This is a genomic window from Microbulbifer maximicatervae (SeqCode) (genome assembly GCF_052467385.1).
In genome coordinates this window covers 3,692,793-3,706,597 of record NZ_CP174311.1, presented here as the reverse complement: position 1 = coordinate 3,706,597, position 13,805 = coordinate 3,692,793, and the positions used below count along the sequence as shown (strand labels likewise).

General features: G+C 46.5%; 15 protein-coding genes. 10 read left to right on the top strand and 5 right to left on the bottom strand.

Annotated elements, in window-relative coordinates:
- Positions 1 to 50: 50 nt before the first annotated feature.
- From ACJJIR_RS15790 to ACJJIR_RS15780, 3 genes are all read left to right on the top strand, one after another.
- Positions 51 to 791 (top strand): NUDIX domain-containing protein, encoded by a 741-nt coding sequence (locus tag ACJJIR_RS15790; RefSeq protein ID WP_444906074.1) that lies wholly within the window; start codon positions 51 to 53, stop codon positions 789 to 791.
- 204 nt (positions 792 to 995) lie between these two features.
- Entirely contained in the window at positions 996 to 1,862 is an 867-nt protein-coding gene (locus ACJJIR_RS15785; RefSeq protein WP_444906073.1) for an alpha/beta hydrolase, read from the top strand.
- A gap of 53 nt (positions 1,863 to 1,915) precedes the next feature.
- Positions 1,916 to 2,182, top strand: coding sequence for a tetratricopeptide repeat protein (locus ACJJIR_RS15780; protein WP_444906072.1), 267 nt, complete (start codon positions 1,916 to 1,918; stop codon positions 2,180 to 2,182).
- A gap of 113 nt (positions 2,183 to 2,295) precedes the next feature.
- Here ACJJIR_RS15780 and ACJJIR_RS15775 read toward each other — a convergent pair whose 3' ends face one another.
- A complete protein-coding gene (locus ACJJIR_RS15775; RefSeq protein WP_444906071.1) occupies positions 2,296 to 2,799 on the bottom strand; it encodes a thermonuclease family protein in 504 nt (167 codons plus the stop codon).
- A 374-nt stretch (positions 2,800 to 3,173) separates the two neighbouring features.
- On the opposite strand from ACJJIR_RS15775, the gene ACJJIR_RS15770 reads away from it, so the two are divergent.
- Positions 3,174 to 4,865, top strand: a complete 1,692-nt coding sequence (locus tag ACJJIR_RS15770; RefSeq protein ID WP_444906070.1) for a DUF885 domain-containing protein — start codon at positions 3,174 to 3,176, stop codon at positions 4,863 to 4,865.
- Between the two features lie 373 nt (positions 4,866 to 5,238).
- On the opposite strand, the gene ACJJIR_RS15765 is transcribed toward ACJJIR_RS15770, so the two are convergent.
- Positions 5,239 to 5,928 (bottom strand): pirin family protein, encoded by a 690-nt coding sequence (locus tag ACJJIR_RS15765; protein ID WP_444906069.1) that lies wholly within the window; start codon positions 5,926 to 5,928, stop codon positions 5,239 to 5,241.
- Positions 5,929 to 6,064: 136 nt separating this feature from the next.
- Here ACJJIR_RS15765 and ACJJIR_RS15760 point away from each other — a divergent pair, with 136 nt between their 5' ends.
- A complete protein-coding gene (locus tag ACJJIR_RS15760; protein WP_444906068.1) occupies positions 6,065 to 6,967 on the top strand; it encodes a LysR family transcriptional regulator in 903 nt (300 codons plus the stop codon).
- Between the two features lie 150 nt (positions 6,968 to 7,117).
- Here ACJJIR_RS15760 and ACJJIR_RS15755 read toward each other — a convergent pair whose 3' ends face one another.
- A complete protein-coding gene (locus ACJJIR_RS15755; RefSeq protein ID WP_444906067.1) occupies positions 7,118 to 7,879 on the bottom strand; it encodes a TlyA family RNA methyltransferase in 762 nt (253 codons plus the stop codon).
- A 126-nt stretch (positions 7,880 to 8,005) separates the two neighbouring features.
- Between ACJJIR_RS15755 and nhaA the strand changes: the two genes are divergently transcribed.
- The 5 genes from nhaA to ACJJIR_RS15730 all read left to right on the top strand — a co-directional run bounded on the left by nhaA (position 8,006) and on the right by ACJJIR_RS15730 (position 12,664).
- Complete coding sequence (gene nhaA / locus ACJJIR_RS15750; RefSeq protein WP_444906066.1) at positions 8,006 to 9,481, top strand: Na+/H+ antiporter NhaA; 1,476 nt, start codon at positions 8,006 to 8,008, stop codon at positions 9,479 to 9,481.
- Positions 9,482 to 9,584: 103 nt separating this feature from the next.
- A complete protein-coding gene (locus ACJJIR_RS15745) occupies positions 9,585 to 10,961 on the top strand; it encodes a hypothetical protein (protein WP_444906065.1) in 1,377 nt (458 codons plus the stop codon).
- Between the two features lie 2 nt (positions 10,962 to 10,963).
- Positions 10,964 to 11,344 (top strand): MmcQ/YjbR family DNA-binding protein, encoded by a 381-nt coding sequence (locus tag ACJJIR_RS15740; protein WP_413664809.1) that lies wholly within the window; start codon positions 10,964 to 10,966, stop codon positions 11,342 to 11,344.
- 45 nt (positions 11,345 to 11,389) lie between these two features.
- Complete coding sequence (trxA, locus tag ACJJIR_RS15735) at positions 11,390 to 12,244, top strand: thioredoxin (RefSeq protein ID WP_413664810.1); 855 nt, start codon at positions 11,390 to 11,392, stop codon at positions 12,242 to 12,244.
- Positions 12,245 to 12,316: 72 nt separating this feature from the next.
- Positions 12,317 to 12,664 (top strand): YqfO family protein, encoded by a 348-nt coding sequence (locus ACJJIR_RS15730; RefSeq protein WP_413664811.1) that lies wholly within the window; start codon positions 12,317 to 12,319, stop codon positions 12,662 to 12,664.
- On the opposite strand, the gene ACJJIR_RS15725 is transcribed toward ACJJIR_RS15730, so the two are convergent.
- Together ACJJIR_RS15725 and ACJJIR_RS15720 are read right to left on the bottom strand one after the other, a co-directional pair.
- Entirely contained in the window at positions 12,661 to 13,200 is a 540-nt protein-coding gene (locus ACJJIR_RS15725; RefSeq protein ID WP_413664812.1) for a DUF4124 domain-containing protein, read from the bottom strand. The genes ACJJIR_RS15730 and ACJJIR_RS15725 overlap by 4 nt on opposite strands.
- A 48-nt stretch (positions 13,201 to 13,248) precedes the next feature.
- Positions 13,249 to 13,788, bottom strand: coding sequence for an NUDIX hydrolase (locus ACJJIR_RS15720; protein WP_413664813.1), 540 nt, complete (start codon positions 13,786 to 13,788; stop codon positions 13,249 to 13,251).
- Positions 13,789 to 13,805 lie beyond the last annotated feature (17 nt).

Here is a 13,805-nt window from a genome sequence, read left to right as displayed (position 1 = left end):
GCTATATCGTTTATGGTATTGAAATCATTTAGGTGTTGAATAGGTTGCTTGTGTTTCATCATACAGTTGATTCCTTTAATTGCGTTACTTTGGATCTTGAGAATTTTTCTGGTACGGAAAATCAGTTCTTGGTTGAACTGGTAGCCATTATAGAAGTATCCAGAGTTAACAGCCGAAAGTTGATATGGATAGATCTCCGAGATGCACTTACCCGGTTTATCCCGATATGCCTAAAGCATGGTTTTACATTTCATAGCTGTCGGGATTCTGCTACAAGGCTGGTTCTTAAGCTTCAGGAAGATGCATATGTTCCCTTCTACCCAACCCATACGGTGGGAGTTGGGGGATTCGTACTTCTTGATGGGCAACTGCTCTGTGTCCAGGGCCACAGTGCAGCATCGAGCCCGAAGCTGCCTGGAGGAACCGTTGATCTGGGTGAAAAGATAGCCGATGCGGTGATTCGTGAGGTTTATGAGGAGACCGGTGTGTCCTGCGAGTTTTCCTCAGTACTAGGATTTGCTACCCGATTTCCTACGAATTTAGGCTATACGGATATCTACTTCGTATGTGAATTGAGCGCCTTAAATCGGGATATTGTAATAACAGATACGGAAGAAATTAAGCATGCTTCCTGGGTAGATATTGACCACTATTTAAATGGAGGGCATATCTCAGCATTTAATAGACATGTAGCTGAAATGTCCATGCAAAGGCTTGGTTTAACCCAGGTCAGCCAGGATTCTTACAAGGATCCCTTCGCAAAGCAGGAAATATTTTGGACTAATGCCTAAAAGGTCCAAATGATTGGTTGAGTATATATCGCAGTTTAACCACTTACTTTTGAGGCAGGGGGAAAGACTAAGCTGCATTCTAAACACATTGTGAATTCTTCATTCTCATTGAGCCCAGAACGCGGCGTATGCTTTTCTTTCTCTTATGATTATTAAATTATTAGTGGGTTAAATGGTTAGCTGGTGGAAAGATGGAGTGTTCCTATGAAAGGCAAATTTATAGCAATTTTAATTGCCGCAGTTTGGAGTTTGACTGCTCAATCCAATGAGTTAACTATTGGTGAGCGCAAGGTCATTGTCTCGCAAATTCTCGAAGAGAGAAGGGAGTATTGGATTTCTCTTCCCGCATCCTTTAAAGAAGGTGGATATAAAGATTATCCGGTTCTTTATTTACTTGATGCAGATTTTAATAGTTTCTTTCATGTCTTCACAGGTATGGTTCGGCAGCTGAGTTCTGATGCCACTCCAGTAATTCCTGAAATGATTGTTGTAGGTATCGTAAGTCAAGAGCGTGTAAGAGATAGTTCACCTACTCGATCGCTAACTGAATATGGTGGACGTAAAAATCAGGCGCTATCCAATACAGGGGGCGCTGATCAATTTCTTGAGTTTTTAAGAGAAGAGCTTATCCCAGAGATAAACGCGGAATATCCGACATCTGGGTATCAAATTCTTGCAGGTTACTCATTTACAGGTTTACCTGTTATCCATAGCTTATATTCATCGCCTGAAGACTTTAATGCGTATATCGCTATTGATCCAAGTATGTGGTGGGATGAGCAGATTATGTTAAAGCGGTATTCTGAATTCCTACAAGGTAAATCAACTGAAAAGCGCAGGCTGTTTATCTCTACGTCAAAGAGAGTAGAAGGTGTATATCTTGATGAAAACTATGTTGCAGAATTTATCAGGCTGCGAAATGAGAAGCCTAAGAAAGGGCTGTACGTAGATTCAGTAACCTATGGGACAGAAGAAAATCATCATACAATGCCCGTTATTAGCTTTTATAGAGGGCTTCGATCAATTTTTGATGGTTATATGATCGATGATCAAGCTAGATTTCGCCCCTAGTGAATGTTAAAAATCACTTCGAACAGTTTTCAAGAAAGCTCGGAGGAACGTTCATGTTGAGGGAAGATGTTATTAGTTTCTTTGGCTATGATCGTCTCTATAATGATCAGTTTGGCATAGATGTTGATAAGGCAATAGAGTTTTTCGAATTGAATACACAGTTTTATCCAGGTTCATATAAGACCTGGGATAGCTTGGCTGAAGCTTATATGGTAAAGGGGAAGAAAGAGCTTGCTATAGATTGCTATAGAAAATCATTGTTAATTAATCCTGATAATGAAACAGCAAGAAATAGAATGGCTCAACTTGAGGTCGATTAGATTTATTTTCAGTAGTTATGCTTAACCTGGTGATCTGAAGTGCTGCCGTTGCCCTAAAGTCAGACCCCCAAGTTATTTTATGCTGTATTTTTCTGATTTCTATTGCGTTTGATCTAGTTATCTAAAATTAAGTTGTTCTCTGGATTGTAGTAGCAGTAATCGTAGTCCAAGTTCTTGCGAAAACAGTAGGGGTCTATAGCATCAGTGTTCGACCACAACCCAAGACCGTAGTAGTAAGCAAATTCCTGCTCGAGTTCAAACTCGCTGCCGCAATAGTATTCATAATTCCAGGCAGCTCCCCGTATTACCATTTCTTGATTGATATTGTACCCATTCACATGCAGATACCCAGTTTCCCGACCATAGATGTCTTTCCCTGTAGATTCAAAATCAACTGAACCAAATGACAATAGGTCGCTTAGGGTTTGAGTGGCTTCGGGGCCGTACGTTTGGGTGCTGGGGTTGGTCTCAGGGGCATCAATGCAGTTCAAGCGTATTTTTACATACTCATTGTCGACGTAACCGTGAACTGTATCGCCATCAATAACTTGATAGTTTGTTAGCGGAGCTGCCTGACTAGAAGTGGATAGGACCGCCATGATAAGTAATTTTTTCATTATGTTTATCCTCGATAGAGTTACATGGCGCAGCATAGGTGTGGGTTGTTACGGGGCTATGTAGGAATGGTGATGGAAATATAAAGCTCTTAAATTTCTGATAAGGCGTTTTTTGATTTTTTGTTTTTGCTAAGAAGTGCATAGCGAAGGGGGTGACATTGGTTGGCAAATAACGTGGCTTTTTTGGCTGAATATACCTCGAGCTTAAAATATATTTGAATGAGATCGAGGGGGATGTGGTGGTTATAGAGAAAATTTTAATTCTAAAGTATGAATATCATGTGGGTTAAGTAAATATTATTTCACTTTCTTTTTTCTACTAGGCATTATTATTTTGGTTGCATAACATAACGAAGCGTATTCAAGGAAGCTCTATGAAGAAGTTAAAATATGCCTGGGTTATTCTCTGTGTTTTTATTGGTTTGCCGGCTAAGGCTTATGATCAGGAATTTGATTATTTTATAGAGGTATCTAATGCTGAGCTGCTTAGGCGAGATCCTGAGTTGGCATTGATTCATCAAGTGCATGAAGAAATAGGGCTTTTATCACCTGGCATTACACCAATATCTCTACAGTATAAAGCTAAAACACTTGCGTTATATGTCAAAGTGCTGGCTAAGTTAAAGTCATTTGATAGACGGAAGTTGAGTGAGGTGCAGAAGGTTGATTATGACTATTATTTATGGTTTTTAAAGAATTACTTGTCGGTTGAGGGGCAGCCTCAATTTAGAGTTAATGCATTTACTGCGATTAGTGCTTGGTATGTCTTCCAGAGCTTTAATCTTGATGATGTTAGTGGTGTTGAAAACTATTTAGCACAAATGAAACGCTTGCCTTCATATTATTCTTCAATAAATAGTTGGCTGTCTGTTAGGGCACGATTGGGAATAATTGATGATAAAGAAACAGTGATATGGGTTAGTGATACACTTGAATTTTGGAATGAAGTTCCTGAGCAAGACAACATCTATCTGTTATTTGAGTCAGCCGTAAATGAAATGGCCGTTTCTGACTTGCAAAAAGAAGAGTGGTTGCTCCAGTGTAAAGATATCTTAGCAAATCAGATAGCACCAGCCCGTGCAAAAGTATCTAGTAAGCTCTTGAAGTTGCTACCAAACGCACCCGAAAACCCTGGGTTTTCCCAGTACCCGGGAGGAAATGAATTTTACAATAGGCTGTTAAGTAGGTTTGTCGGTCTTCCACAAGATGCCCATGAAGCACATCAAATTGGGATTGCTGCTCTGAAAGATATTCACACTGAAATATATTCTGAGTTTGAATCACTTGGTTATGATGTCTCAAATGATTTGCCGACGCTATATGAGATGGCTCGCCGGGATTCACCGCAAATTGCCAGGGAAGATGTTCTGAGTGTATTTAAGACGTTGTTAGATGAGGCAGCAGGGAAAAGTGCTGGTCTGTTTCCTGATTTTCAGTACCCTGAATTGGAGTTCATAGAATCGCTTGGCTATGGGTACCGTCAGGCTAGCGGAGGAGAAAGTGCAGTGATCTTTGTAGATACTTCTGTAGATACCACCTTATTGGAATTGCCCGGATTTGTTTACCATGAGGGAATACCTGGCCACCATGCGCAATTTTCATTTACGGGTAATCTAGACCTGCCCCTATTTAGGAGTATTACCAATATTTCAGGTTTCTCTGAAGGTTGGGGGTTGTACGCAGAGCGTTTAGCCTTTGAGCAGGGTTGGCATGACAACAATCCGTATGGAAACTTAGGAAGATTACAAGCAGAGGCCCGCAGGGCAGCCCGCTTAGTGGTAGATACGGGTATAAATGCAAAAGGATGGGATCTAACTGAGGCCGAAGAATATTTTTCTCAAGCTACAGGGCTGGTAGAGTGGGAGGTTTTTAAAGATCTTAATCGCTTTGTTTTTCATCCTGGCCAGGCAAGCTCATATCATATTGGTTTTACACATATTCTTCAGTTGCGTCAGAAAGAGCAGGAGAAGGTCAATTTTGATATCAAAGAATTTCATGGAAAAATTTTGAAAAATGGCGTTATACCACTCAGCTTGCTATCCGATCAGTTTAGTGGTTCACAATAGGTTCTATTAGTTTTATTTATGGTGAGGGGGCTTTATTGAGGTCCCTCGCTTACTATTTTATATCTCTTAAATATCTCATATTAATACAGCATTGGCAGGTGTTACCATAGATAAAATTCTCAGTTTCCATCTCTGTCTTTTTTTGGTCTGCTAATATACTCATTTGCTTCAAATTCCAAATCTTCGCATAAAGCCCTAATGCGCTTGCGCACCTCCGGGAAGTATTTGGCAGTCAGCATCCGTAAAATAGAACTTTATTTGGTTTTGATTTAGGCGCCTTCATCAAAGCGGATAAAGCTCACATTCTAACTAATGGTAGAGTTGTTGCTTGGCCAGTCATATAGTTCAGATTGATATTTCTGTAACTGAGGATTTAATTGTTATGGCTCACAAGAAGCAAGTGCAGCGCTGCTGTACTGGTGAGAGTTAAGTTGTCCCCTCGGATTAAGTCGCCCTCCTTCACCTGCTCTGTGATGTGCCCTGAGGTTACTTTTGCACTTCCACTAATTACATAGATTAAGTGAGTTTCATTTAAAGATAATTGTTCATCTGTTTTTAAGTGTGCAATGTCCATTAAAGTGCTGCTATCAAAAGTACTGCCTTTCTCGTCAATACCTCCATAAATACGAGTGGCGCCATCTAATGCTGGTTTGTAGGTTTTATACCCCGCAGGCTGGCCAGCTTTCTCTGGCAGCGCCCAGACTTGCAGCATTCTATTTTGTTGTTTGTCTGGATTAATTTCATCGTGAGAGAAACCCTCTCCCCCTGCACGTTGTACCTGAACTTCACCTGCGGCTAAATCCTTGCCGTGTTCTAAAGATCCCTCATGGCTGACCCGACCCTCGACAATGATAGAGATAACATCGATTTCACTGTGCGGATGCATACCCGATGAGCCCTGGGGTAAATAGCGTGCATCAGCCAAATACACCATGTTGCCCAGTCCTTCAAAAGCCTCTGCTTTTTTGCGAGCACCAAATACGCGGCTATCAGTCACCAGTCGATGTTCAGTAATACCTGCGAATCCGCCTAACTCCAGTGTGTCTCGGGCTAAAATTTCCATTTTTTTCTCCGGGTGGTTTGTCTGTTGCTGTAGTCGATGGAGTCATTCTAGATATCCCTTTTTGTTTGATATATAGTTATTTTTCGTAATCATTATCCCATTTTTAACAACAATAAAGCTTTGCAGGTTTCATAGAATGGGCCGTAACGTTGATTTGAACGACATGCTGCTTTTTATGGCAGTAGTGGATGCAGGTAGTTTTACCTCAGCTGCGGAAAGGCTTAATTTGCCTAAGGCAAATCTCAGCCGGAAAATTGCCAAGCTGGAACATGCTCTAGGAGTCACTTTGCTAGAGCGAACCACCCGCACACAAAGCTTGACCGAAGCCGGCAGTACCTACTTGCAACATTGCCGTCGAATACAGCATGAAGTCGATCTAGCAGAAAGCAAAGTCGGCAGTTTAGTGAGCAAGGCGTGCGGTAAGCTGCGGGTGGGCGTCTCTGTTGGTGTAGGCCATGCGATATTGAAAGATGTGCTGGGTGAGTTTCTACAGGCCCATCCTGATATTGAATTGGAGTTAACTCTATCTAACAAAAGAGTGGATTTGATCGAGGAGGGCTACGATCTGGTTATCCGCGTGGGAGAGTTGGTTGATTCTCGGTTGATAGCCAAGAAGTTAGGGAAAATTCGGCGCCGTTTATACACTAGCCCAAATTACATAGAGCGTCAGAATCTGAATGCCGAGTTAGAATCTTTGGCCGATTGCGAGTTTCTAATTATGAGCAGTGCACAGTATGGTGGCAGGTTGAATTTAACGAATGGAACTGATGTTCGAGAAATAATGATCGAGCCGAGAGTGAGAGTCGATGACTTCTTGATGCTAAAGCAGATGCTGGTTGATGGTTGTGGAATCGCAATTCTCCCCGACTATATGTGCCAACAAGAAGTAGCTGCGGATTTATTGGTGCCAGTATTTCCTGAGTGGGAGATGCCACCGGTGGATCTGTATGCGCTCTACCCACAACATCGACAAAAATTGCCAAAGGTGAGCTCTTTTTTGGCCTTTGTTCAGCAGGCGTGTATGAATCGACTGGGCTGAACGCGTTAAAAAACCTTTTCAAGATGCATATCAAGCTAACTAAATATGTATTTAAATATTAACTCGGTAGATAGCCCTTATTCGTTAGGGCTATCGAAACTTCAGCAATGGTTTTTTCTGTAAGGTTTAATTCACCTGAAGAAATTCAGGTTAGCGTAGATACCGAGTGGCCCAAAGTAAAAACTCCCGGTTGCCATCGCCGCCCTTTATTGGACTGTCAATATACTCTTTCACCTCAAGTCCCAAGTCTTCGCATAAGGCAGTGATGCGCTCGTGCACCTCCGGGTAGTATTTGGCATCACGCACCAGACCACCCTTGCCAATCCCCTCCGGGCCCACTTCAAATTGCGGTTTAACCAGACTTAAGAGTTGTCCCGAAGGTTTAAGCAAGGCCGGTAACTGCGGCAGAATGAGTACTTGGGAAATAAAAGAGACATCCATAACGATGGCATCAAAACCTGCGTCTCCGTGGGGGGCGATTTGGGAGGCTTCCAGGTGGCGTGCATTTACCCCTTCAAATAGGTGCATACGGGGGTCATCCAGTAACTTCTGCGCCAACTGATCTCGCCCAACATCAACACCGACAACTGATACTGCTCCCCGTTGAAGTAGGCAGTCGCTAAAACCGCCTGTAGAGCAGCCAACATCCAGTGCGTGCCATCCGGAGGGGTTTAGTCCTGTCTGGTCGAGGATGGCGGCCAATTTCACGCCCGCTCGGGAAACATACTGGTCTTCTGGTAGGGGGGTGACTTCAAGGGCGCAATCTTCCGGAATGCTCTGCCCGGCCTTGCGCGCGGGCTGGAGGGTACCGCCATCGGATACCATGACCCTTCCGGCATCAATCAGTTTCTTTGCATGGGTGCGGGAGTTTGCCAGCTCTCTCTGTACAAGCAGTTGATCCAATCGGGTCATGTTTCGCGGTGCAATCCTGGTTACATAATTGAGAATACAGGGCCCATGCTAACCTCTGGCTCCAGCAGGTAGAAGTGCGGCTCCGCAAATTGTGGGACTAATCTTTAGTAAGGAGGATGTTAGCTGATGGCAAAAAGCGTTCTGGATAAGTTCAAAATTCGCAAGGGAAAGGTCTTTGAGGCGCCACTTGAGGGCGCCTTTGGGCGCCTGGTTACTCCCTTTGAAGAATTTATCCATCGCCAAAGCAGCAGTGGTATTTTGCTGATGCTATCAGCTCTGGCGGCGTTGGTTATTGCCAACTCTCCTTTGCAGGAGGCTTACAAACACCTGTTGCACATGCCCATCAGCCTCAGCGCGGGAAACTGGGAATTCTCTCTCTCCTTACATCACTGGATCAACGATGGCTTGATGGCGATCTTTTTCTTTCTGGTGGGATTGGAATTAAAGCGCGAATTTATGGTGGGAGAGCTGTCCGACCTTCGCCAGGCTGTACTTCCGGTGATGGCGGCAATTGGCGGAATGGTGGTGCCGGCACTTATTTACGCTTCTTTTAATGCGGATAGTGGTGCAGAACGCGGCTGGGGCATTCCCATGGCCACGGATATAGCATTTGCTGTCGGCTGTATTGCCCTTTTGGGGAATCGGGTGCCTCGTGCGGTAGTTACTTTCCTGGTTGCGCTAGCCATTGTGGATGATTTGGGCGCAATTTTAGTGATTGCAATCTGGTATACCGAACAGGTGAATATCACTGCGCTGATTGCGGCGGGTTGCCTGGTAGTGATTATGTGGCTGCTAAAAGCGGCGGGGGTTCGCAGTTCTCCGGCCTATGTATTTGTCGGTGTGCTGCTCTGGTATGAGTTCTACCTGGCGGGGGTACATGCGACTATTGCGGGGGTGATTACGGCAATGGCACTGCCGGCCAAACCCAAATATGACCCGGTGGCCTTTAGTACCTTTGTTAAGGATATTATTCGCAGCTTTGACCGCTGTTTCCGGCCAGGCGATAAGATTATTGCTAACGATGCGTTGCGCGCCCGAGTGATGGCGCTGGGAAATGGTGTCAACCTGGCGCAATCACCGCTACAGCGCATGGAAACCCGCCTGCACACACCGGTGGGCTTCGTAATAATCCCTATTTTTGCATTGGCTAACGCCGGTATTCCCTTTAGTAGTTTTACCAGTTCTTCGGCAGTGATAAACCCTGTCACCCTTGGGGTCATTTCCGGCTTGGTTGTGGGCAAGCTGGTAGGTATCGTTGGCGCCACCTGGATTGGCTGGAAGCTTGGCTGGGGTAAGCTGCCTAAGTCCGCCAATTTCCAACATATTGTCGGTGTTGCACTCCTTGGCGGGATTGGCTTCACTATGTCGATCTTCATTGCCGAGCTGGCCTTTAGCTCTGAATATGAGCTGTTGATCCAAGCTAAAGCGGGTATCCTACTGGCATCAGTAATTGCTGGAGTGGCGGGGTTCCTGGTATTGCGCAAAGCTCCGGTGGCCGATGAGTTTGAAGTTCATGGGGAGGGGGAGCCCCTGGATGAAGGTGGCAGCGATAGCCTTGGGGAAGGGGAGGACGTAGAACAGCAGCCCAGCCGCCAGGGTTAAGTTGTTTTAGCGTTCCTGATGTCACTGCGTCTCGGTCCTGGAGGGGCCTGATTCCATTAGTTTCCAGCTCCCATTGTTAATGTACGTGAGAGAAATAAGAATTATGTATTTGAGAACACTGGCACAGGCGCTACCAGTGCTGGCTATTTCCCTTCTGCTCGGGGCTTGTGATGGCCAAACTACAGCTAATAAAAAAGCCGATTCTGAAGTCGGGGTTGATAATCAATCGACTACAACCAATCCCAAATCCGATAATGGAGTTAGTGCGATGGATAGTCTGGCCCAGGCTTATGTCCTTCTAGTACTTGAACTGGGAAATCATGACGACAGCTATGTCGATGCCTATTACGGTCCGGCTGAATTGCGTGAAACTGCCACCAAGAGTAAGGCGAGCGCTGCAGATATCGCCCGGCGCGGTGAGTCTTTACTGGCAGAGCTGCCAGCGGTAATCGACGGCGATGGGTCTATCGAAAACCTGCGCATGCATTACCTGAAGACACAGTTGCGGGCCCTGGTGTTCCATGCTCGTAGTCTGGCAGGAGAGAGCCCGAGAAGCTTCACCAATGAAGCTCGAACCCTCTACGACACCGAGCCCCCGCAGCAGGATTTGGAAAGTTTTGAACCCATGCTGGAGGAGTTGGAAGCATTACTCCCAGGTGAGCAGCCCTTGAGTGAGAGGGTAGCCAGCTTCCGCAAAGCTTATGAAATTCCTGCCGATCGCCTTCAGGCCGTATTTGATGCCGCCATTAAAGAATGCCGCGCGCGCACCAAGCAGTATGTTTCACTCCCAGCGGATGAGAGTTTTGTTCTGGAGTATGTCAGCGACAAACCCTGGAGTGGCTACAACTGGTATAAGGGGCGTTCGCACAGTCTTATACAGGTGAACAATGGCCTGCCTATTACGATAGATAGGGCTATTGATCTGGGCTGTCACGAAGGGTATCCGGGGCATCACACCTATAACGCGCTGTTGGAGCAAACTCTGGTCAAGGAACGGGGTTGGGCAGAGTACAGCGTTTACCCGCTTTTCAGTCCACAGTCACTGATTGCCGAAGGAAGTGCAAACTACGGGATTGAGCTGACTTTCCCCGGTGAAGAGAAAACCCGTTTTGAAATGGAAGTTCTCTACCCCCTAGCTGGCCTGGATCCGAAAACGGCGGAAAAGTATGAGCAGGTAATGGCCCTGGTAGATAAGTTGGGTTTTGCCGGCAATGAGATTGCCCGCCAGTATATCGACGGGGAAATTGAGGGCGCGCAGGTACCTGCGTTGTTTGAGAAATATACCTTGATGAGCCCCGCCAAGGCAGCACAGCGGAAGGATTTTGTAGATGCCTACGGCGCCTACGTAATTAATTACAATTGGGGTAAGACACTGGTTGCTGATTATGTAGAGCAGGGCAGTCAAAATAGTGAAGAGCGCTGGCAGCGCTTTACCCGCTTATTGTCCTCGCCGCGCCTGCCGTCATCCCTGGATTGGTAATCATGCAAAAAGGCACTTTGAGAGAGTATTTACTATCGCGCCCGGAAGCTATCGAGGATTTTCCTTTTGGCCCGGATGTAGCGGTATTTAAGATTAAGGGGCGTATGTTTGCTACCTTAAGCTGTTACCGCGGGGTGAACGCCAGTAATCTCAAGTGCGATCCCGATGAAGCCCAGGCCTTAAGGGACATCTTTTCCGGTGTTATCCCGGGTTACCATATGAACAAGAAACACTGGAATACGGTGTTGTTGGATGGCACAGTGCCCGATTATGAGATTGAGCGAATGGTGGATCGCTCATATGGCTTGGTGGTTAAGGGGCTTCGCAAGCTTGAGCGGGAGTCCCTGGAACTGGCCTATGGAGCGGAGCTGCTCTACCGCTAGAGGCCCCTGAGAATAGAAATACCCAGATTTAGTCTAGGAGAGGATGTGAACGAATTTATTGTCGATGTAACGGCAGAGAACGCCCAGCAAATTCTGATTGAAGAGTCCATGAAGCGCCCGGTAGTGGTGGACTTTTGGGCCGATTGGTGTGAGCCGTGCAAGCAGTTGATGCCGGTGTTGGAAAAACTGGCCAATGAGTATAGCGGTCAGTTTTTATTGGCCAAGGTCAATGCAGATACCGAGCAAATGCTGGCGGGTCAGCTGGGTGTACGCAGTTTGCCCACGGTAATGGTTTTAAAAGATGGCCAGCCGGTAGATGGCTTTGCCGGTGTGCAGCCAGAGACACAGATTCGTGAGATGCTGGATAAGTATCTACCAAAACCCTGGGACATAAAGTTGCAGCAGGCACAGGCGTTAATCGGTGAAGATAAAGTGGCGGAAGCTCTGCCTCTGTTGCGTCAGGCTTATACGGAATCGTCTGAACGCACTGATATCGCCAAGCAACTGGCTGCTATCCTGCTCGACCAAAACCGTGCCCAGGAAGCGGAGACTGTGCTCAGTAAAATTCTGCTGGCAGATCAGGATGCGGAATACCAGCAGCTGATGGCTCAATTGGAGCTGAAGCAACAGGCAGCGGAAACTCCAGAAATTCAGGCTCTGCAAAAGGCGCTGGAAGAAAACCCTGCGGATAGCGATTCTGCTTATCAATTGGCCGTACAGTACAGTCAGGCCAACCGCCATGAAGAAGCATTGGAATTATTGCTGGATATTTTGCGTAAAGACATGGGCTTTGCCGATGGTGCTGCCAAGCAGACGTTCCTGGATATTGTAAAAAGTTTGGGTGCTGGCGACCCTGTTGCCACTCAGTACCAGCGCAAGTTAATGACTATGATGTTTTAAAAAATACTTTACCGGTAAACAAAGGGGCCCAAGAGGCCTCTTTGTTTTTGGGGGAGAGAAGGACGATTATTTATGTATAAGCTATGTGTTTATATTCCCGAGTCTCACTTGGAAGCGGTAAAGCAAGCGCTATTTTCCGTGGGGGCTGGGCGTATTGGTGACTACGATAGTTGTTGTTGGCAAGTCCTGGGAGAGGGGCAGTTCAGGCCGCTGGATGGGAGTCAGCCATTTATTGGTCAGTCGGGACAGGTCGAGACTGTAATGGAATACCGTGTGGAGATGGTCTGTGCCGATGAGCTGGTGGATGCTGCTCTCAATGCAATGCGAGCAGCCCACCCCTATGAAGAACCGGCGTTTGACCTCTGGCGATTGGATGATCGCTGCAGTAGTGCCGGCTTAAATAAAGCAGAGGTCTCTTAAAGGCTATCGAGTACCTTTTGTCGTTCGTGGCTTTTTTGCTCGATCGCTTTCGCATCTTCCAGTAATTTTGAAACACTGGTGTGATGGGTCGGCAGTTTATTTTCGGCGGGGCTACTGTCTTCAACGATCGAGTCGGATCTCAACTCAATAGGGTCATTGGCAGTGACTGTATTTAGAGGCTTGACGCGGTGAATACGCACGTGAGAATCCAACCCCTCCGGCACGGTGTCTGAGAAGTGCCAGTTCCCATCTTTATCTTTCCAGGTAAAAACCTCAGATGTTTGCTTGTCAGAATCCCCTTGAGATACAAGCCCGCTGGAAGTTGCCAACTCTTCAATTTTTGACACTGATTCCTGGGTGGTTTCGCGCACACTTTGCATAGCTCGCTCACCGGTTTCGCGAATCGCTGAAATATCCGGTTTTTGTGGCAGCCAGTCGGAGGGTGACATAATGGGTTTGCCATCTGGGCCCGGTAAGATCATAGGCAGGACAATGCCTACCAGTAACAAGGCACCGAGCATTGGAAAGTATTTCATGCAAACATCCTTTTAATGCAGGGTCATTAACTAACTAAGTAAAGTGGTTTACAGCTTTCGATTGATGACACCGCGGTGTAACTGGTATTGCCCGATACGGGTATCTTCGAAATAGTGCTCCAAAGTGCGGTGCATGATGGGAAATGCAATCTCCCTCCAGGGAATTTCGTCTTCGCGAAATAGCTCAACTTCGAGCGATTCAGGCCCGGGTCCGAAATTCATATCGGTCAATTCACCCCGGTACATCATGTAGACCTGATTGATATGGGGAATATCGTAGACGGAGTAGAGCTCGTCCACGCGGATACTGGCCCGGGCTTCCTCCCAGGACTCTCGCAAGGCGCCCTCTTCGCTAGTTTCGCCACTCTCCATAAACCCGGCAGGCAGAGTCCAGAGCCCCAGGCGCGGCTGTATGGCGCGCTTGCACAGCATCACCTTGTCGCCAACGTAAGGGACAACCCCGACAATAACACGGGGGTTGATGTAGTAAATGGCGCCGCAACTGCCACAGATGTGGCGGGGGCGGTCATCGCCCTTGGGAATGGAAAGTGTTACGGCGTTACTGCCGCATTGGCTGCAAAATTTCATGGCGTCAGTATACCCAT

Coding starts and splice junctions, on each gene's coding strand:
- ACJJIR_RS15785 (WP_444906073.1), top strand. CDS start 996: ATGAAAGGCAAATTTATAGCAATTTTAATTGCCGCAGTTTGGAGTTTG.
- ACJJIR_RS15780 (WP_444906072.1), top strand. CDS start 1,916: ATGTTGAGGGAAGATGTTATTAGTTTCTTTGGCTATGATCGTCTCTAT.
- ACJJIR_RS15775 (WP_444906071.1), bottom strand. CDS start 2,799: ATGAAAAAATTACTTATCATGGCGGTCCTATCCACTTCTAGTCAGGCA.
- ACJJIR_RS15770 (WP_444906070.1), top strand. CDS start 3,174: ATGAAGAAGTTAAAATATGCCTGGGTTATTCTCTGTGTTTTTATTGGT.
- ACJJIR_RS15765 (WP_444906069.1), bottom strand. CDS start 5,928: ATGGAAATTTTAGCCCGAGACACACTGGAGTTAGGCGGATTCGCAGGT.
- ACJJIR_RS15760 (WP_444906068.1), top strand. CDS start 6,065: ATGGGCCGTAACGTTGATTTGAACGACATGCTGCTTTTTATGGCAGTA.
- ACJJIR_RS15755 (WP_444906067.1), bottom strand. CDS start 7,879: ATGACCCGATTGGATCAACTGCTTGTACAGAGAGAGCTGGCAAACTCC.
- nhaA (WP_444906066.1), top strand. CDS start 8,006: ATGGCAAAAAGCGTTCTGGATAAGTTCAAAATTCGCAAGGGAAAGGTC.
- ACJJIR_RS15745 (WP_444906065.1), top strand. CDS start 9,585: ATGTATTTGAGAACACTGGCACAGGCGCTACCAGTGCTGGCTATTTCC.
- ACJJIR_RS15740 (WP_413664809.1), top strand. CDS start 10,964: ATGCAAAAAGGCACTTTGAGAGAGTATTTACTATCGCGCCCGGAAGCT.
- ACJJIR_RS15730 (WP_413664811.1), top strand. CDS start 12,317: ATGTATAAGCTATGTGTTTATATTCCCGAGTCTCACTTGGAAGCGGTA.
- ACJJIR_RS15725 (WP_413664812.1), bottom strand. CDS start 13,200: ATGAAATACTTTCCAATGCTCGGTGCCTTGTTACTGGTAGGCATTGTC.
- ACJJIR_RS15720 (WP_413664813.1), bottom strand. CDS start 13,788: ATGAAATTTTGCAGCCAATGCGGCAGTAACGCCGTAACACTTTCCATT.